The sequence below is a fragment of the Shimia fortis genome, from assembly GCF_040225985.1.
Lineage (GTDB): Bacteria > Pseudomonadota > Alphaproteobacteria > Rhodobacterales > Rhodobacteraceae > Shimia.
Genome location: NZ_JBBPEU010000012.1, coordinates 1 through 17,719 on the forward strand (window position 1 = coordinate 1; position 17,719 = coordinate 17,719).

At 60.3% G+C, this 17,719-nt stretch carries 20 protein-coding genes and 1 other RNA gene; 7 read left to right on the forward strand and 14 right to left on the reverse strand.

The features are described from left to right. Window positions 1-206: hypothetical protein (locus WNE31_RS15715; RefSeq protein WP_349980902.1), on the forward strand; the 206-nt coding region annotated here is incomplete at its 5' end. A 154-nt stretch (window positions 207-360) separates the two neighbouring features. Here WNE31_RS15715 and WNE31_RS15720 read toward each other — a convergent pair. Then, entirely contained in the window at window positions 361-3,363 is a 3,003-nt protein-coding gene (locus tag WNE31_RS15720) for a cyclic nucleotide-binding domain-containing protein (protein WP_349980903.1), read from the reverse strand. A 249-nt stretch (window positions 3,364-3,612) separates the two neighbouring features. On the opposite strand from WNE31_RS15720, the gene WNE31_RS15725 reads away from it, so the two are divergent. Beyond that, window positions 3,613-3,996: a DUF3307 domain-containing protein gene (locus WNE31_RS15725; protein ID WP_349980904.1), complete on the forward strand. Its 384-nt coding sequence runs from the start codon at window positions 3,613-3,615 to the stop codon at window positions 3,994-3,996. Between the two features lie 69 nt (window positions 3,997-4,065). Here WNE31_RS15725 and WNE31_RS15730 read toward each other — a convergent pair whose 3' ends face one another. Together WNE31_RS15730 and WNE31_RS15735 are read right to left on the reverse strand one after the other, a co-directional pair. Continuing rightward, window positions 4,066-4,458 (reverse strand): rhodanese-like domain-containing protein, encoded by a 393-nt coding sequence (locus tag WNE31_RS15730; protein ID WP_349980905.1) that lies wholly within the window; start codon window positions 4,456-4,458, stop codon window positions 4,066-4,068. 76 nt (window positions 4,459-4,534) lie between these two features. Then, on the reverse strand, window positions 4,535-5,095 hold the full coding sequence (locus WNE31_RS15735) for a hypothetical protein (protein WP_349980906.1): 561 nt from the start codon (window positions 5,093-5,095) through the stop codon (window positions 4,535-4,537). Window positions 5,096-5,266: 171 nt separating this feature from the next. Between WNE31_RS15735 and WNE31_RS15740 the strand changes: the two genes are divergently transcribed. After that, window positions 5,267-5,686, forward strand: a complete 420-nt coding sequence (locus tag WNE31_RS15740; protein WP_349980907.1) for a type II toxin-antitoxin system Phd/YefM family antitoxin — start codon at window positions 5,267-5,269, stop codon at window positions 5,684-5,686. Between the two features lie 125 nt (window positions 5,687-5,811). On the opposite strand, the gene lepA is transcribed toward WNE31_RS15740, so the two are convergent. Next, window positions 5,812-7,611, reverse strand: coding sequence for a translation elongation factor 4 (gene lepA, locus WNE31_RS15745; RefSeq protein WP_349980908.1), 1,800 nt, complete (start codon window positions 7,609-7,611; stop codon window positions 5,812-5,814). Between the two features lie 183 nt (window positions 7,612-7,794). Further along, window positions 7,795-8,703, reverse strand: a complete 909-nt coding sequence (locus WNE31_RS15750; RefSeq protein WP_349980909.1) for a LysR family transcriptional regulator — start codon at window positions 8,701-8,703, stop codon at window positions 7,795-7,797. Between the two features lie 126 nt (window positions 8,704-8,829). On the opposite strand from WNE31_RS15750, the gene WNE31_RS15755 reads away from it, so the two are divergent. Together WNE31_RS15755 and WNE31_RS15760 are read left to right on the forward strand one after the other, a co-directional pair. After that, window positions 8,830-9,042 carry a DUF1127 domain-containing protein gene (locus WNE31_RS15755; protein ID WP_349980910.1) on the forward strand — a complete coding sequence of 71 codons (213 nt, stop codon included), beginning with the start codon at window positions 8,830-8,832 and terminating at the stop codon, window positions 9,040-9,042. A gap of 116 nt (window positions 9,043-9,158) precedes the next feature. After that, the gene (locus tag WNE31_RS15760) at window positions 9,159-9,935 is read left to right on the forward strand and encodes a Bax inhibitor-1/YccA family protein (protein ID WP_349980911.1); all 777 of its coding nucleotides are present in this window, start codon (window positions 9,159-9,161) and stop codon (window positions 9,933-9,935) included. Window positions 9,936-10,002: 67 nt separating this feature from the next. On the opposite strand, the gene WNE31_RS15765 is transcribed toward WNE31_RS15760, so the two are convergent. The 9 genes from WNE31_RS15765 to WNE31_RS15805 all read right to left on the reverse strand — a co-directional run bounded on the left by WNE31_RS15765 (window position 10,003) and on the right by WNE31_RS15805 (window position 15,727). Beyond that, window positions 10,003-10,524, reverse strand: coding sequence for a GNAT family N-acetyltransferase (locus WNE31_RS15765; RefSeq protein WP_349980912.1), 522 nt, complete (start codon window positions 10,522-10,524; stop codon window positions 10,003-10,005). A 113-nt stretch (window positions 10,525-10,637) separates the two neighbouring features. Next, the gene (gene rpmG / locus WNE31_RS15770; protein WP_007814563.1) at window positions 10,638-10,805 is read right to left on the reverse strand and encodes a 50S ribosomal protein L33; all 168 of its coding nucleotides are present in this window, start codon (window positions 10,803-10,805) and stop codon (window positions 10,638-10,640) included. A 90-nt stretch (window positions 10,806-10,895) separates the two neighbouring features. Next, a complete protein-coding gene (locus tag WNE31_RS15775; RefSeq protein WP_349980913.1) occupies window positions 10,896-11,024 on the reverse strand; it encodes a hypothetical protein in 129 nt (42 codons plus the stop codon). Further along, window positions 11,025-11,399: RNase P RNA component class A (gene rnpB, locus WNE31_RS15780), an RNA gene on the reverse strand. Window positions 11,400-11,428: 29 nt separating this feature from the next. After that, window positions 11,429-12,097, reverse strand: a complete 669-nt coding sequence (locus tag WNE31_RS15785; RefSeq protein WP_349980914.1) for an N-acetylmuramoyl-L-alanine amidase — start codon at window positions 12,095-12,097, stop codon at window positions 11,429-11,431. Between the two features lie 5 nt (window positions 12,098-12,102). Beyond that, window positions 12,103-12,960, reverse strand: coding sequence for a hypothetical protein (locus tag WNE31_RS15790; protein WP_349980915.1), 858 nt, complete (start codon window positions 12,958-12,960; stop codon window positions 12,103-12,105). A 41-nt stretch (window positions 12,961-13,001) separates the two neighbouring features. Continuing rightward, a complete protein-coding gene (gene gatA / locus WNE31_RS15795) occupies window positions 13,002-14,492 on the reverse strand; it encodes an Asp-tRNA(Asn)/Glu-tRNA(Gln) amidotransferase subunit GatA (protein WP_349980916.1) in 1,491 nt (496 codons plus the stop codon). A 105-nt stretch (window positions 14,493-14,597) separates the two neighbouring features. Then, on the reverse strand, window positions 14,598-14,885 hold the full coding sequence (gatC, locus tag WNE31_RS15800; RefSeq protein ID WP_349980917.1) for an Asp-tRNA(Asn)/Glu-tRNA(Gln) amidotransferase subunit GatC: 288 nt from the start codon (window positions 14,883-14,885) through the stop codon (window positions 14,598-14,600). 191 nt (window positions 14,886-15,076) lie between these two features. Further along, complete coding sequence (locus tag WNE31_RS15805; protein WP_349980918.1) at window positions 15,077-15,727, reverse strand: ceramidase domain-containing protein; 651 nt, start codon at window positions 15,725-15,727, stop codon at window positions 15,077-15,079. A 112-nt stretch (window positions 15,728-15,839) separates the two neighbouring features. Here WNE31_RS15805 and WNE31_RS15810 point away from each other — a divergent pair, with 112 nt between their 5' ends. Both WNE31_RS15810 and WNE31_RS15815 read left to right on the forward strand, forming a co-directional pair. Then, window positions 15,840-16,535, forward strand: a complete 696-nt coding sequence (locus WNE31_RS15810; RefSeq protein ID WP_349980919.1) for a metal-dependent hydrolase — start codon at window positions 15,840-15,842, stop codon at window positions 16,533-16,535. A 1-nt stretch (window position 16,536) separates the two neighbouring features. Further along, window positions 16,537-17,712 (forward strand): M24 family metallopeptidase, encoded by a 1,176-nt coding sequence (locus WNE31_RS15815; protein ID WP_349980920.1) that lies wholly within the window; start codon window positions 16,537-16,539, stop codon window positions 17,710-17,712. Window positions 17,713-17,719: the final 7 nt, after the last annotated feature.

Here is a 17,719-nt window from a genome sequence, read left to right on the forward strand (position 1 = left end):
TCCGCCGCTCCGTCTGGCGTCCCGTTGTGCGCCTCAGCGCCGCCGGTGAGGGGGGTTCTACGGTTACTGCACAAAACCCGCAAGTGCTTTTTTCACATTTCTGCAAAAAACTTCTGCTAAAATTTGAAACCTCAATAAAACAAGGGATTTCCGCACATGATTTGGGCAGCATCCTTTGGCATTGGCCAGGTTTTCCACCGCGATAACAGGCCCGCCCCCCGAAATTTGCCGGAATCACGGGGTGATTTGGGGTGAATCGACGGGAATCTTGAACCGATTCAGGTCGACTCGGGGCTGTGCCCCTCAGAAACCGGGTCAATTTCTGGAATTTTTCTGGAATCGCCTGCCAACAACGGCAAATCACTGGGAGTCGGAATCATCACCCGACTTGCGGGCCCCCACATAGCCCGCAAGAACCTGCATGATCTTGAAAGCTGTGCCCGCATCGTTTTCGACCACGGCGAGAAATTCCTCTTCTCCAAGTCTCAGCGCCCGCATGGGCGTACGCGCGTACATGTCCAGCGCACGCGGCTCCTTGCGGATCAGGGCCAACTCGCCGACAAGTGTGCCAGGTCCAGCAACGGCGACAACTTCCCGATGACCGTCCTCTGTCGTGAAGGACAGTTCGGCCTCCCCCTCAAGAATCAAGTAGGCGCCATCCGCCGCGTTGTCCCCCATGTGAAAAACATATTCATCCGCAGGCAGGTCCGCCCATTGGGCACCAAAGGCCAAAAGGCGCAGCTGTCGTCGCGGCAGGCTGGCGAACAGGTCGGTTGACACAAGGGCGCGCATCTTCTGGCGCAGGTCGGCACTGGCCGCGTTGTCCGTAAATCCCTCTCCATAAATCTCGCCATCCTTAAGCCGCCCATGTTCAATCTCGAACACATGCTCAAACTCTTCGGGTTGCTGAATCTGCTCTTCCAAGAACAAGAGGCTGGCCTCTGGAAGCAACGCGCGCAGGTTCCGAATGATTGAACGTGCATGGGCCGGGTCTTCACCTGCAAGCACGCCATCGAGGATAAGCAACTCGGGGCGCTTGACGACGGCGCGGCTGATGGCAATCGGCCCAATCAGGGATGAAGGGGTCCCTGCCCCGGCAATGCCAGTTTGCACGCGGAAAAGAAGTTCCACGATCTGTTGTTTAAGACCGGCCTCATCCAGCACTCGCGCCACGACATCGCGCACCGCATCCCCCTTGCCACCGGCAGAGGATGAGATCGTTCCGTATAGCGCGTTTTCCAGAACGCTCAGGCCGGGCGCAAACTTGGCTTCGTTCAACGGCTCATAGAAATCTGCCAGCCACGCCTCGAGCTTGACCCGCTGCGCATGACGCAGATCAAGTATGAGGCTTTTCAGATCCTCGGAAAAGGCCGGACCGATCTGTTCTGCGGACACTTCGAACGGCAGGGACAGCATCTCGACCTGTTCGTCATGGTCAAGCCCGGCATGCCCTTCTTCGCGGATTTTGCGGGTCAATTCGACCTGCCGGCGGAAGGCATCGGGATCAAGCCCCAGCCGCTGGAACAGCGGATGCTCGGTGCCGTCGACCCCGAAGGTCAGGTTGAGCATCTCGATCACCTCGCCAGAGAGGCGCAACATGCCTTCTGCCAGACCCAGTTCTTTCAGCAGTTCAAGGAAATCGCTGACGGTGCCTTCATCATATTCACGTCCCCGTTCGGTGGCCGTGGCAAAGAACAAGTTGGCTGAAACCGGCATGGTGGGATTATACCGCTCGGGGTCAAAGCGGTAGAACTCGGTCTCGAGCCCTTCTTCCCTGAGCACCTCAAGCACGCGCGGGCGCAGCGCAACAAGTTTCTCGGCCAGATCGGGCGCTTCCTTGGGCAGGAAGATCTGTTCGAGCGCGCGCCGATACATGCCTTCGCCCGCGCCGATCGCATCCATGGCACGCAGCCACCAGTCTCTCAGTTCATCACGATCTGCCACGCCCGCCCGTGCTGGATCGACCCAATCGGCCAGATAGGTGTCCATGCTGTTGCCGGACCGTTCCGTTTCAGTGTCCCGGTGCTTTTCAGCGGCAACCCGCTCGGGGCGGATATCGAACAGGTTTACTGGCGCGACCCTCAGGGGCATCGTAATATTGGCCCCGAACGTGCCCTGAAAGACATAGGGCGGCATCTCGGCGTAACCAATGCGCGTCGCGATCACCATCTGGTGCAAGCTTTCAAGGTTTTCGCCGTCAATCATAACTTTGCCTGCCGACGCATTCACCTCTCGGGTCAAAAGCTCGGCAACAGCGCGGCGCTCCTCCTGATCGTTGGTGGAAATCGCCACAAGCCCTCCCTTGGGCAGCGTCAGCGAAATGTCTTCAAGAATAGAGTCGCCATTGTGGTCTGTAACCGTGACGTTGCACAATTCGATATCGCCATCCAGATGCGGGATTTCCTCGGGCTCGCCTTCGAACAGTTTTTCGTCCACCATCCCGGCAGGATCAAACCGCTCGGCAATCAGTGTCCAGCGCAGTGACATGTCCTGCACGCGGTTGTAATAATTCAGCAGCTCTTTCCACGGCGAGGACAGATCCTTGTATGCTGCCAGCGCGGCCACCAGCGCCCCGAGAGAGACCTTACCCTGAATAACAAGAAGGCCGCCGACTGCATAAAAGAAGAACGGTGTGAGCTGGGTGATGAAGTTGTTGAGGAACTTCATGAAGAATTTCTTCTTGTAGATGGTCAGGCGGATGTCGAACAACGTGCCCAACCGGCGCGTGACCTGCGCCAACCGATAGCGCCAGCCTGCGTTGACTCGCAATGTCGGCGCCCCGGCCGCAGTTTCACCGATTTCCCCGGCCAACAACCGCACCTGACCAATCCGGTCTTTGTTGTGCAGGTTGATCTGCCATTGCAGCTTCGGGATGATCCACGCCTGCAGCGGAATCAGCGCACAGGCCGCCAGCCCGAACCACACACTCTGGGCAAACAGGAAAAACAGAATGGTCAGCATCTGGCCGGCCTGCAGCACCGGCAGGCTGATCGCGTCGCCCATCATCCCGCCCATCGGTTCGGATTCGGACGTGATCATCGACACCATTTCCCCTTGCGAGGTGCGCCGCAGATAGGATTGCGGAAACCGCATGATCCGCCCGATCAGCGTATAGCGATAGCGCCGCAGCATCCGTTCAGACAGGATGCCTTTCATCGTATTGATGCGCATTTTCATCAGGCCATGCGCCAGGACCGCCAAAAGAAAGCCCCCGCACAACACGAAAAGAAAAGTCACCTGATCCAGCTCGATGTCGAGCGCGTCTATATAGATAAAGGCCTGATCCGATGAAATCGCGTCGTTGATGATCCGCTTGGGCAGTTCCAGAGTCAGGTACAACAGCGGGAACAGGCACGCGGTCATCACGAGGAGAATAAGCTGATCGCGTTTGGAGTATTTCCAGATGAAAGAAAATAACGAGCGTTCTATGGCCGTGGCCCTTCTGTCGGGGGCGGAACCCGCCCGTCGCTTCTAATTGTTGCAAGGTTAGCAACGAAGACTCCTCGGGATCAAGGACTCGCTACTGACCACACGGCATCCGATTGCCCCGTTGATTTGCGTGCAATATCGGCTACCCTGAAAAAATAAGACCCCGGAAACCAAGGCCGGCCCATGGAAACGACAACCGCCATCCTGTTGCTGTTCGCAGCGCTGCAGATCAAGCATCTGCTGGCGGATTTCTATTTCCAGACGATGTGGATGATGGACGGGCGCGATCGCTATTTCCATCTCGGGCGCACATGCCATGCCGGAGTGCACGTCGCATTCTCAGCCGTGATCCTCCTTGCGTTCAGCACACCACTGCCACTCTTGGTCGGGATCGTGGTGCTGGAATGGGTGCTGCATTTCCACATCGACTGGTGGAAAGCGGGTCAAAACAAAAGCAAGGGCTGGACCCCGGCCGATGCCGCCTTCTGGCGGGCACTCGGCGTGGATCAAACGCTGCACCACCTATGCTATATCCTCATGGTCTGGATTTGGCTGACCTACGCCTGAGCGGTTCGGCAAGGACAGATGAGAAAAGCGGCCCCGAAAAGGCCGCTTTTTTTCATTTTGTCTAGCGCTTCACATACCAGGGTCGACAGGCTCGGACGCGGGCCCGCCCCCATCTTTCCAGTCACTCAAGCCGCCAAGGTTATAGACCTCGGCATATCCCATATCCTTGAGCAATTTGCCCGCCAGCGCGGCGCGCCCGCCAGAGGCACAATGCAGGATGATCGGACGGTCGAATTTCAACTCTGCATCATGGAACTGGGTGGCGGGATCGGCACGGAATTCCAGCATCCCGCGCGGGATGTGGTGGCTGCCGGCGGCGCGGCCCTGCATCTGCAATTCGGGCGCGTCCCGGATATCAAGCAACAAAGCCCCCTCAGCGATCTTGGCTTGTGCGTCGGCCACGCTGATCCGTGGCACGGCGGCATTGGCGGCTTCCATCATCTCGGCAACGGTCAAAGGCATTGGGGTCTCCTTGAAAAATCCATATGACCCAATCTAAGGACAGGTCTTTCTTTTGCAACGGGCGCGCAGAACGCCGCTAGCGGATCACCGCCCTCAGCCGCTTGAACCGGGTCTTGGCCTCGGCGTTGCGGACGGTGCCGCGGCGTACGAGACCATAATCATCCAGCTCGACCTTGCCGCGCATCAAGAGATAGGACTCACCGTCGGGGCCATAGCCCTTTTGCTCGAACCGGAACCCGCTCGAGGTGGGCGTATTCGTCCGTAACATATTGGTTTTATATGGCTTTCCATCTACCACACCCTCTTCCACAAAGCTGCACTCACCCACGGTGCGCTGGCAGTTGTGGGGCGTGAAGCTCACCACCTCGCCGGCGGCGGTCACCCATTTCACTGTCTGCCCCGCACCATCACGGAAATAGCGCGACCGCCCCTCCATGGCCGACGGATCATCTCCCGGAACCACGTCATAAACGTGATAGGCGCCCGATTTCCCTGCAAATACATGGGTATAAATCTGATCCCCAGCCTGGTAGACGGCATAGCTGCCCTTGCCGATCTCGGGCATATTCACCCCGATCCCCTCGGCCGAGGCAGCCCCGGCGGCGGCGACAAAGGCAAGTGCAAAACGAAACTTCATGGCAAACTCCGATCGCGGAAAACACCCGCATCGTAGCAGCCCCGCACCATCCCGCAACGGAAAGTTACGCCGCTGGTAAATCGCGCGGCGCACGGCGCGACAGGCGGGTTTTAACCGGTTTGTACAACAATTTCCGGAGCAGCGACCATTTTGTACACCCCCGGAGGAACCATGAGACTGACCATCAGCAAGGCCCGCGCCCATCTGGGCCAGATCTGCACTCTTGTTCAGGACCCGCGCGAACACTTCGTGCTGACCCGTCACGGCCGCCCCATCGCCGCCATCGTCTCGTTCGAGGAGGTCAAGCGGATCTGGGACCTGCAAGAACGCGACACGCGCGGCATCCGCAACCCGCTGAGCGGGATGTTCGGCAACTGCCTGCTGCCGGGGTTTGTCTCGGGGCTGAACGGCGATCCGGTCACCCCGCGCGAGGCCGCGCTCCAGATGCAACAGGTCCAGATCGAGCGCGCCGCCGAACGCGGGATATTGGCAGCAGGCGGGTTGGAACCGGTCGAGGGCGGAGAGCTGGGCGTGATGGTGTCCGCACCGAAACGGCGCTGGTGGGCGTTCTGGCGGCGGGGGAAAGAGTGAAGATTGAAATCGGCTTCGCTGCAGGATGGCGCTGACCGTGCATTGCACGGGCAGGCCGATTCTAACGAAAAAGCCGCCCAAAAAGGCGGCCTTTAACATGTCTTTTTGGTGGCTTGGAACTCGCCTTACGAATCCATCTTCAACGCCGAGATGAACGCTTCTTGCGGGATGTCGACCTTGCCGAACTGGCGCATCTTTTTCTTACCGGCCTTTTGCTTGTCCAGCAGTTTCCGCTTCCGCGTGGCGTCGCCGCCATAGCATTTCGCGGTCACGTCCTTGCGCAGGGCAGACAGGGTTTCGCGGGCAATGACCTTGCCGCCGATGGCCGCCTGGATCGGGATCTTGAACATGTGGCGCGGGATCAGGTCTTTGAGCTTTTCGCACATGGCGCGGCCCCGCATCTCGGCGCGATCGCGGTGTACCATGGTCGAAAGCGCATCGACCGGTTCGTCATTCACGAGGATCGACATCTTGACCAGATTGTCCTGACGATAGCCGGTCATTTGGTAGTCGAAGGACGCGTAACCCTTTGTTACCGATTTCAGGCGATCATAGAAGTCGAACACAACTTCATTAAGGGGAAGGTCATAGACAACCATCGCCCGGCTGCCCGCATAGGTCAGGTCTTCCTGAATGCCGCGGCGGTCCTGGCAGAGTTTCAGCACATCGCCGAGGAATTCGTCGGGCACAAGGATCGTCGCCTTGATGCGCGGTTCTTCCAGATGGTCGACATGGGTCAGGTCGGGCATGTCGGCAGGGTTGTGCAGCTCGATCATCGAGCCGTCGCGCATGTAGATGTGATAGATCACGCTGGGCGCGGTGGTGATCAGTTCGATGTCATATTCGCGCTCGATCCGGTCGCGGATCACTTCGAGGTGCAACAGCCCGAGAAACCCGCAGCGGAAACCAAAGCCGAGCGCGGCAGAAGTTTCCATCTCATACGAGAAGGAGGCATCATTCAAAGCCAGTTTTTCAATCGCGTCGCGCAGGTCTTCAAACTCGGCACTGTCGACGGGGAAAAGGCCACAGAACACCACGGGCTGTGCAGGCTTAAAGCCGGGCAGCGGCGTTTCGGTGCCGTGTTTGTCATTGGTGATGGTATCGCCGACGCGGGTGTCGCGCACTTGCTTGATCGACGCGGTCAGAAACCCGATCTCGCCGGGGCCAAGGCTGTCGATCATCTGCATCTGGGGGCGGAATACGCCGACGCGGTCGACATGGTGGATCGACCCGTTCGACATCATCTTGACCTTCATGCCCTTCTTGAGCGTACCGTCCATGATCCGAACAAGGACGATCACGCCGAGATATGCGTCATACCATGAATCAACCAGCATCGCCTTGAGCGGTGCATCGACAGTCCCGGTCGGGGCGGGCAGGTCGCGCACAATCGCCTCGAGCGTTTCGTGGATGCCCTGCCCCGTTTTGGCGCTGACCTGGATCGCGCCAGTGGCGTCGATGCCGATCACGTCTTCGATCTGTTCGGCCACGCGATCACAATCGGACGCGGGCAGGTCGATCTTGTTCAGGACCGGCACAATTTCGTGGTCGGCGTCGATGGCCTGATAGACATTTGCCAGCGTCTGGGCCTCGACCCCTTGGGTCGAGTCGACCACTAGTAGCGACCCCTCGACGGCGCGCATCGACCGCGACACCTCGTAGGCGAAATCGACGTGTCCGGGGGTGTCGATAAGGTTCAGGACATAGGTCTCGCCATCATCCGCCTGATAGTCGATCCGCACGGTGTTGGCCTTGATGGTGATGCCGCGCTCGCGCTCGATATCCATGCTGTCGAGCAATTGCTCTTTCATGTCGCGGTCCTGCACCGTTCCCGTCTCTTGGATAAGGCGGTCGGCCAGCGTGGACTTGCCGTGGTCAATATGGGCCACGATCGAGAAATTGCGGATTTTGTTCAGGTCGGTCATGGTAGCGGGATATGGAGTGGAAAGCGGTTTTGGTCAAGCTCTCGTGATGCGTACCCGAGGGGGATTCGCGACCTAAATGTGCGGGAAGCGGCGAGGCGATGCCGATCCGCCTCAGCGTATCGGGTCTGAGGGGGCCGACCCTCGCGCCAGAACGGTGCTGGATTCGCCCTTTCGGCGACCGGATCAGCGGGCAGCTACCACGACATGGCGACGGTGCGCGGACTGGATATCGTAGCGTCCCTGCATCGGGTGGAACCCCTTACGCAACAGGTCGGCGAGGTAGGCAATCACATCGCCCTTGCCGGATTGCGCGCCGTACATGTTGATGTTCTGCACCCCGAGATCCGGCAGCGCACCGTTATGGGCCACCACCTCAAGATGCGGCGGCTGGGTGCCTTCGATCATCGCCATCACGCCAAGATCGGCGCTGACTGTTGCCTCGACCGTGCGCTCGGAATTGGTTTCGACCGCCATTTCCCATTCGATGCCCGCATCGTCCAACGCACGAATGGCACTGCTGCGGAACACGCAATTGTCGCCGGAAGCAAACCGGAACGGGCGGCGGCGCCACGTGGCCCCACCAGGCGCGCCGATCCAAGCCATGGGCAGGGTACACAGCAACTCTGCCCCCGACCCGCTCTCGGCCTCGGTGGTGAGGATGAGATCACATTCGCCCTTGTCGAACTGCGCACGCAGCGACCGGGTGTAGGACGAAATAAGGTGCACCTTGATTCTGGGATAGGCGGCGGCGAACTGCTGCATCGCGCGCGGAATCACCGGATAGACGATGTCATGCGGCACCCCGAGCGTGACTTCGCCTTCGAACTCTTCATGGGTCAGACGTCGGATCACCTCGTCATTGAGCGACACCATGCGGCGCGCATAGCCCAAAAGCTGCTCCCCCGCCGGGGTGAGTGCGATGCCGCGCCCGGACCGGTCGAGCAAGGTGACACCGATCAATTCCTCAAGTCTTTTCAACTGCATGGAGACAGCAGATTGCGTCAGGTGCAAAAAACCGGCCGCCTTGGTGACCCCGCCCAGATCGGCAACTGCCACAAAACTACGCAACGTGGTTACATCAAGATTCCGCATTTCATCACCATTTTTGATGAATGATCTCACAAACATTCGTTTTTAAAATAAACACATTTCCCCATATACATCAAGCAAGTTGATGAAAGATGCCAAAACCATTTCAAAATCAGAAAGGACAGGATTATGGCTTATACTTCTGCAATGGGTCGCACTGCCGGCCTTTCCTCTGCCCGCAAGCCCTCTTTGATGGGTCTGCTGGCGCTGTACCGTCAGCGCCACGCGCTGGCTCGGCTGGACGATGCCGCGCTGCTTGATATCGGCCTGACCCGCGCCGAGGCACTGGCCGAAGCCAAGCGTCCGATCTGGGACGTGCCGAAGACTTGGGTCCAGTGCTGAAACAGTCGGAAATTCGACTCTAAAAACCTTGAAAAAGCTGCAAAGCTCACCGATATTTCTGGGGACGGCTGCCGGAGTGATCCGGCAGCCCAAACAGTTCAACCTCGGAGGCTTTAATGGCTGAATTTGACACAATCCGGAGCACTGCGGGCGTCCGCACGGCCCAGATTGACGAAGGGCTTCGCGCCCACATGAACAAGGTCTACGGCACGATGTCGGTGGGGACACTGATCACCTTCGTCGCCGCGTGGGCCCTTGCCGGTCTGGCCGTCACCAGCGATCCCGCTGGCGCCAGCGGACAACTGAATGCTGACACATACCTGACCTCGCTGGGCTATGCGATATATGCGTCGCCGTTGAAATGGCTGATCATGTTCGCCCCGCTGATCATGGTTTTTGCCTTTGGCGCGGCCATCAACCGCCTGTCGGCCGCCGGTGCGCAGCTGTTCTTCTACGTGTTCGCCACCATCATGGGTGTGTCGATGAGCTCGATCTTTATCGTGTTCACCGGCTATTCGATCGCGCAGGTGTTCCTCGTGACCTCGATCGCCTTTGCCGGTCTGTCGCTCTGGGGCTACACCACTAAGAAAGACATCTCGGGTTGGGGCGCGTTCCTGATCATGGGTGTGATCGGTATCCTGGTCGCGTCGATCGTGAACATCTTCCTCGGCTCGCCTGCGATTGCCTTTGCCGTGTCGGTTCTGGGTGTGCTGATCTTTGCGGGCCTGACTGCCTATGACACGCAGAAGATCAAAAACACCTACCTGCAGATGGCGCACACTGGCGACACCGAATGGCTGGGTAAAGCTGCGATCATGGGCGCGCTGAGCCTGTATCTCGACTTTATCAACATGTTCATGTTCCTGCTGCAATTGTTCGGCAATCGCGAATAAGACGCGCAGACACATCACGACATCAAGGGCCGGTCCGAGTAACCGGCCCTTTTCTTTTCGGCGCGGATCAGATGTCGCACAGCATCTGGACCGCAGGGAAATGCACACCAGGGGCGAGGGTCAGTTCGATCTCGGCCACTGGGGCAAAGCCCATCTCCTGATAGAAGGGGCGCGCTGTCAGCGTGCTCATGCAGTGCATCCGCACAAGGCCAAAGGCGCGGGCGGCGTCTAGGGACTGGGAGATCAGCGCCCGCGCGATGCCCCGGCGCAGAAAGCCCGGATGCGTCGCCACATGGCGGATATGCCCTTCTCCGTCGCGGCCCACCCCCCGTGCGGGTGAAATATCGGTCCAGCCCCCTGCCCCCACAACCGTGCCCTGATCGTTCTGTGCAAGGTAATAGGTGCCACAGGATAAAAGCGCGGGCTGTGCGGTTGTGATATGGGGCAGCACGGCACGCAGGGTCGTCGGTGCGTAATCCTCGGGCAGCAACTGCGGATAGGATTTGCGCAGCAACTGGGTCACGGCACTGCTATCTGCGGGCATTGCGGGGCGAATCTGTATGTCGGGGCACTGGATATCGGGGCACATGGCGGCCTCCCTGTCGTCAGGATGTTCTGAGGTCAGGGCGGGACCGATGTGCAGAAAAGCAAAAAGCCGCGCCCTGTTGGCGCGGCTTCTGCATTTTGTCTCAAGGGGCGATCTTACTTGATCTTGCCTTCCTTGTACTCGACATGCTTGCGCACCACCGGATCGTACTTACGTACGACCATCTTTTCGGTCATGGTTCGCGCATTTTTCTTGGTCACGTAGAAATGGCCCGTGCCCGCGGTCGAGTTCAGACGGATCTTGATGGTCGTCGGCTTCGCCATTGTTCTTCTCCTGCGCGGGCAGCAGTGCCCGTGAAATTCTCATGAAGCCTGCCTTTTAAGGATACACCACCCCGAGTCAATGGGGGTAGTTCAAGAAACTTTGGCAAAAGCGGTTTTTTGCACCGTTTTTTGAACACGCGCGGGGTTTTGGCCAAAATCGCCATTTTGCCATCCGGTCTGGCGGCCATATTTCCCGTATTTCAGCACCGGCAGGCGCATATGCACAGAGGGCCTGTAAGCCGGATTCTGTCCAAGGGGTTTCCCCCTCTGGATGACCATTCTTCTTGAGATCCCGTTACCGGAATCCCTCTAGCTGCCAACCCGGACCTGCTCGGGGCAAGACTCCCCTGTGGCTTGCGCCACGCGCGGTCCCTATTTGGCATTGCTCCCGGTGGGGCTTGCCGTGCCGGTCCTGTTGCCAGGCCCGCGGTGGTCTCTTACTCCACCGTTTCACCCTTACCCCTGCGCACAAGGGCGGTCTATTCTCTGTGGCGCTTTCCCTCGGGTTGCCCCGGCCGGGCGTTACCCGGCACCGTTGCCTTGTGGAGTCCGGACTTTCCTCGGGGTCGCCCCCGCGGCCATCCGGCCCTCTGTGCGAGGTCTGCTTTAGGCTGTCGGACGGATCAGGTCAATCGCGCGAGCGCAAGGCCCTGCGCGATGGCCATGTCTTCGGGGGCAAGGGGCCCCTCCCCCCACGGCCGAAAGCGCAGGCGCACAGCCCCGAGCAAAACCGAATCCTCGACGTCTGGAAAACCGAAGCCGCAGACCGCCGCGCGAAAGCGCTCGGGGCAAGGGGCAGCTGGAGCGCCGTCGGGGGTGGGCAGTGCCAGCCCTCCGCGCGCGAGCCGTGGCCAGTCAAAGCGCGGTCCGGGGTCCCTTTTGCGGCCCGGAGCCATATCGGAATGCCCGATCACCCGCGCAGGCGGGATCGCCCAGCGGGCCATGATGTCTTGCATCAAGGTTTCCAGCACGCGCATCTGCGGTTCGGGGAAAGGGTGGTCGCCGTGATTGGCCAGTTCGATCCCGATCGAGCGCGAGTTCACATCCGCAACATCGCCCCAGGCCCCGGCCCCGGCGTGCCAGGCGCGCATGTCTTCGGACACCATTTGCCAAAGACGCCCGTCCTCGGCGATCAGGTAATGCGCCGAGACTTCGACATCAGGGTCGCAAAGGCGCTCAAGCGCGGCTTTGGCGCTTTCCATCGCGGTATAGTGCAGAACGATAATGTCAGGCCGCGCGGCGTTCCGGCGGGGGCCGAAACTCTCGCAGGGGACCTGAGTGGCGGCGGGCATGGCCCCTAGCCGCCGGCGGCGGCACGATAAGGGGCCGGATCCCATTTGCAGGCAAACCCGTCACCATCGGGGTCAAGCCCCAGACGGTCGCGCTTGGGGCCACCCTTTGCCAGAAAGGCGGCCTGCGCCTCGTTCGCAGACGGATAAGCCGCGCAGGCCTGCTCGTGGCGCGAAGCGTTTTTCAGCCCGACGCGCGTATAAACCTTGGTCCCGACGGGGTTCTTGGTCTGGAGTGCATAGGCGACGATATTCGGCGCGCCGTTGCCCTGCCGTTTGGGCACGGCGGTGGGCGAGATCACCTGGTAGTTCGCCTTGGCATTGGCCAGACGCGCGGCGTCGTCATCAATGGACCTGCGCGCGCCGACGGCGGCGAAATCATTCTCGTTCGACAGGCCGGGATTGTTCATGAGAACCGGCGCCGGGTTCGAGGGGCTGGCATGCACAACGCCATCAGGTGTGGTCTGGGGTTGGTCCGGCGCGGTGCGGGCGGGGGCCGCGGGCTCGGTCGTGGCCGGTGCAGACGGTGCTGGTGACGCAGGGGTCGGCGCGGGTACGGAAGCAACCTGAACCGGTTGTGGCGCAGGCGGTGGCACTGCCACGGGCGCGGTTGCCACCGGGGCGGGCGCCGGCACAGGGGCCGCCGTAGTCGTCACCGATGTGCGCTGTAGTGTGGCCAGAGTTTCCTGTGACACGCTATTGGCCGGCGGAATGGGCGGCACCTGCGTCAGCTGCGCGTCAATCTGTTTCTGTGCCTGCGGCGAGTTCACCGCATTGTCGAAACCAACGCCGGCAGCGCTGTCGGGAATCTTGGGCTGGCACGCGGCCAAGGCCACGAGGACACAGCCCGTCAGAAACACTCGCATATTGTCAGAACCTGCTCTTGTTTTTTAGGTTTTGAGCAGTTTTACCACCATTTGCCGGGTTTGGCTACAAATCCTGCGGCGCTTTCCAGTGCGTAGGCGGTGTTCAGCAAGTCACCTTCTTCCCACGGACGCCCGATCAGTTGCAGCCCCAGCGGCAGGCCCTGATGATCCAGACCTGTTGGCACCGAGATGCCGGGCAGGCCCGCGAGGTTTACGGTGACGGTGAACACGTCGTTCAGGTACATCTTGACCGGATCTTCGTCGTTCATCTCGCCCAGACCAAAGGCTGCCGAAGGGGTGGCCGGGGTCAGGATCGCGTCAACGCCTGCGTTGAACGCGTCTTCGAAGTCTTTCTTGATCAGGGCACGCACACGGCGGGCGCGATTGTAATAGGCGTCGTAGAACCCGGCGGACAGCACGTAGGTACCGACCATCACGCGGCGCTTGACTTCGTCGCCAAACCCTTCGGCGCGGGTCTTTTCGTACATCTCGGTGATGCCGTCGCCCGCGGCGAGCGTGGCGCGATGGCCAAAGCGCACACCGTCATAACGGGCAAGGTTCGAAGATGCTTCGGCCGGAGCGATCACGTAATAGGCCGGCAGCGCGTATTTGGTGTGCGGCAGCGAGATATCGACGAGTTCGGCACCAGCGGCCTGCATCATGGCGCGGCCTTCTGCCCAGAGCTGTTCGATCTCTTCGGGCATGCCGTCCATGTGGTATTCCTTGGGAATCCCGATTTTCTTGCCCTTGATATCACCGGTCAGCATGGCCTCGAAATTGGGCACTGGCAGATCGGCGCTGGTGCTGTCTTTGGGGTCGTGTCCGCACATGGCTTCCAACATGATCGCTGCATCACGCACGGTTTTGGTCATCGGGCCGGCCTGATCCAGCGAGGAGGCAAAAGCCACGATGCCCCAGCGCGAGCAGCGGCCATAGGTCGGTTTGATCCCGACAATGCCGGTAAAGGCAGCTGGCTGGCGGATAGAGCCGCCGGTGTCGGTGCCGGTCGCGGCCAGACAGAGATCGGCTGCGACCGCAGATGCAGACCCACCCGACGAGCCACCCGGGGTCAACGGGGTGTCATCATTGCCACGGCGCCACGGGCTGACTGCGTTGCCATAGACCGAGGTCTCGTTCGACGACCCCATGGCGAATTCGTCCATGTTCAACTTGCCCAGCATGACCGAGCCTGCATCGAACAGGTTTTGCGTGACGGTGGATTCATATTCGGGCTTGAACCCTTCGAGAATGCCCGACGCAGCCTGCGACGGCACGCCCTTGGTACAGAAAAGGTCCTTGATGCCAAGCGGCAGGCCACACATGGCGGGCGCGTCGCCCGCCGAAAGGCGCGCATCAGCGGCGCGCGCCTGCTCCAGCGCGATTTCGGGGGTGTTGTGGACAAAGGCGTTCAGCGCACCTGCGCCTTCGATGGCCGAGAGGCAGCTTTCGGTCAGTTCAACCGAGGTAACATCCCCGGCCCGCAGCTTGTCACGGGCTTCGGCAAGGGTCAGTTTGTTCAGATCGTTTGTCATATCGTATCGGCTCCAATAGCCCATTTTCTGCTTGGCGACGGTGCATCATCGGGCTCCGCCCGTTCACGGCTGAAACTGTCCAACGAACAGTTTCCTAAAAGCCGCTCACTCCACCACCTTTGGCACGGCGAAAAAGCCCTCGCGAGCGTCAGGGGCGTTGGCCAGCACTTTTTCCGGCTGGTTGCCGTCGGTCACAACGTCTTCGCGGCGCTTGAGGCGCATCGGTGTGACCGAGGTCATCGGCTCAACCCCGTCCACGTCAACTTCGTTCAGCTGTTCGATAAAGCCGAGGATGGTGTTGAATTCCTGCGCCAGCGCGGGCAGCGCGTCATCTTCGACCTTGATCCGCGCCAGCTTGGCCACGCGCGCGGCGGTGTCCTTGTCAATCGACATGCCAAAACTCCAGTTAAACCTTGGAAACAGCCTTTAGCCTTCCCGTGGATAGGGTGCAAGCATTGAGCCGGGGGAAACCGGCAAAGAGGGCCTCACGCCCTGTGTCATGCCTGCGCATGCCGCGCCCTGCGGGCACGGCGCGGGGGCTCTGCCCCCGGACCCCAGAGGTATGTTTCCAAGAAAAAGCCGCGTCAGCGCGCGGTCAGGGTGTGGCGGCGGTAAACCTCGATCATCCAGCCGAGCATGAGCGCGTTCAGGATATGCCATAGGAAATGCGTGCCCAGCGGCAGCGCACCACAGATGGGCAGATCAAGACTGCGGAAGACAAGCGAGATGCAGAGTATCAACGCCCCGAGAGCAAGGCTGCGCGCAGTGTCAGGCAGGCGATGGCGCAAGGCAAAGGCGTAAAGAAAGATCAGGAGTGGCACAGGCGCATAGCCTGCGGAAGACCCCAGACCGGGGACCATCCGGAAAAGTGGCACGGTGATTGCAGCGAAGGGAAAGAACAGCGTGGTGGCCCCGAGGGCGGACCAGAGGGAAAGGCCCCAGTAAACGCGGTTGGCGATAAAAATGTAGAGCAGGACATAGAGCAGGATCGGCGTGGTGTCGGCAATCGCAGCCCAGATCTGCCCGTAGCTATGGAACAGGTAACTGCCGACTCCGATACCGGCAAGGATGATCACCAAAGCCCGCGCCAGGGGCAGATCCTGTCCACGCAGACGGTGCCACATAAGCGCAGCGGCGATCAGGAAGGCGGCGTTGGTCACCGCGTTCACGGGTTCGGACCAGTATTCCGGTCCGGTCCGTTCGCAATAGTTGTCGATGGCGGCGGTCAGGTCCATTGGCTCTTTTCTCCGCAAGGAAAGGTGCTAGGCTGATCTGTAAGCCTCCGGGGTCTTTACGAAAACATTCGGAGAGCAGTTCACAAAATAATCGTCATTCAGGGAGAGAGAGATGAAAATCATTTGGCTTGGACACGCGTCGTTCCGAATCGAAACCGGAGATAAGGTTCTCTTGGTGGATCCTTGGCTGACCGGCAACCCGATGCTGCCCGAAGACCAGCACGAGGCGGCGGTTTCGGGGGCCACCCACCTAATTCTGACCCATGCGCATTTCGACCATGTGATCGACATGCTGCCGCTGGCGCGCAAGCTGTCGGTGCCGATCATCGGGCAATATGACCTGATGTCTTACTGGGAAGAACACGAACATCTGGACACGGTCGGCTTCAACAAGGGCGGCACCGTGGATCTGGGCGATGGGGTGACGCTGACCATGGTGAACGCGGTGCATTCCTCGACTTTTGGCAGCGACGCGGGCCCCAAGGCGGCCGGCTCGGAATGTGGCTATATCCTGCGGGCCGAGGGGCGCGTGGTCTACATCTCGGGGGATACGGACATCATGGCCGACATGGACTGGATCGGGGACTATTACAAACCGGATGTGGGCATCCTGTGTGCCGGGGGGCATTTCACGATGGACATGCAGGGCGCGGCCTATGCGGCGAAACGGTATTTCGATTTTAAAACCGTGATCCCATGCCATTACCGCACCTTCCCGATTCTCGAACAATCTGCCGAGGCGCTGGCCAAGGGCTTGCCAGGGGTGGATGTGATCGAACCTGAAATCATGCAGGCGATCGAGCTCTGACATGCCGGCCTCTGATTTCACACAAGCCGAGTACGAGTCGCGCCTTGCCATGACCCGCGCCGCGATGGCCGCACAGGATATCGAGACGCTGATTGTGGCGGACCCGTCGAACATGGCGTGGCTGACGGGCTATGACGGATGGAGCTTTTACGTGCCGCAGGTTGTGGTGCTGCACAAGGATGGCACGCCGCTGTGGTGGGGGCGTACGCAGGACAAGCCCGGTGCATCGCAGACATCCTGGCTGCCCGTGGATTGCCTGTTCGACTGGCCCGAGGAACATGTCCAACACCCGGACCACCACCCTTACAAATCGCTGGTGGCCTTGCTCGAGGTCTATGGCTGGACCCGGGCGTTGGGGGTCGAGATGGACAATTATTACTACTCGGCGGCAGCGCACAGGGTTCTGGAAACCGCATTTGGCGTGGACGAGATTGCCGATGCCACGGGGCTGGTCAACTGGCAGCGCGCGGTGAAAAGCCCGACCGAATTGGAGCTGATGCGTAAGGCTGGTCAGTTGAGCGCCCATATGCACGAGGTCTTGCGGGCGGGCTTTCGCGAAGGGCGCCCCAAGCACGAACTGGTCGCCGAGGTGCAGGCGGCGGGGGTGGCCGGTCTGCCGGGGCTGGCAGGGGACTACCCGGCAATTGCGCCGATCGCGCCCTCGGGGCTTGAAGCGTCGGCGTCACATATCACGTGGAATGACCGCCCCCTGACCGAAGGCGAAGCCACCTATTTCGAAATCTCGGGCTGTTACCATCGATATCATTGTCCGATCAGCCGCACACTGTTCCTGGGCGACCCGCCAGATGACATCCGGCGTGCAGAAGCGGCCGTATTGCGGGCGATTGAAGAAACTTTCGCGGCGGCCCGCCCCGGTGTCACCTGCGAGGAGATCGCGGCCTGCGTCTACGAAAGCTTTGCCAATGCGGGCTATGTCAAAGGCAACCGGACGGGCTATCCCGTTGGGCTGAGCTACCCACCGGACTGGGGTGAGCGCACGATGAGCCTGCGGCCCGGGGATGTGACCCCGCTGGAAGAAAACATGGTGTTTCACCTAATGCCGGGCCTTTGGACACCGGATTGGGGGCTGGCCATCACCGAAACCTTCGTGATTACCCCTGACGGCGGACAACCGCTGACTGATATTCCGCGCGAGATTTTTGTCGCACCGGTCTGAGGTTGGC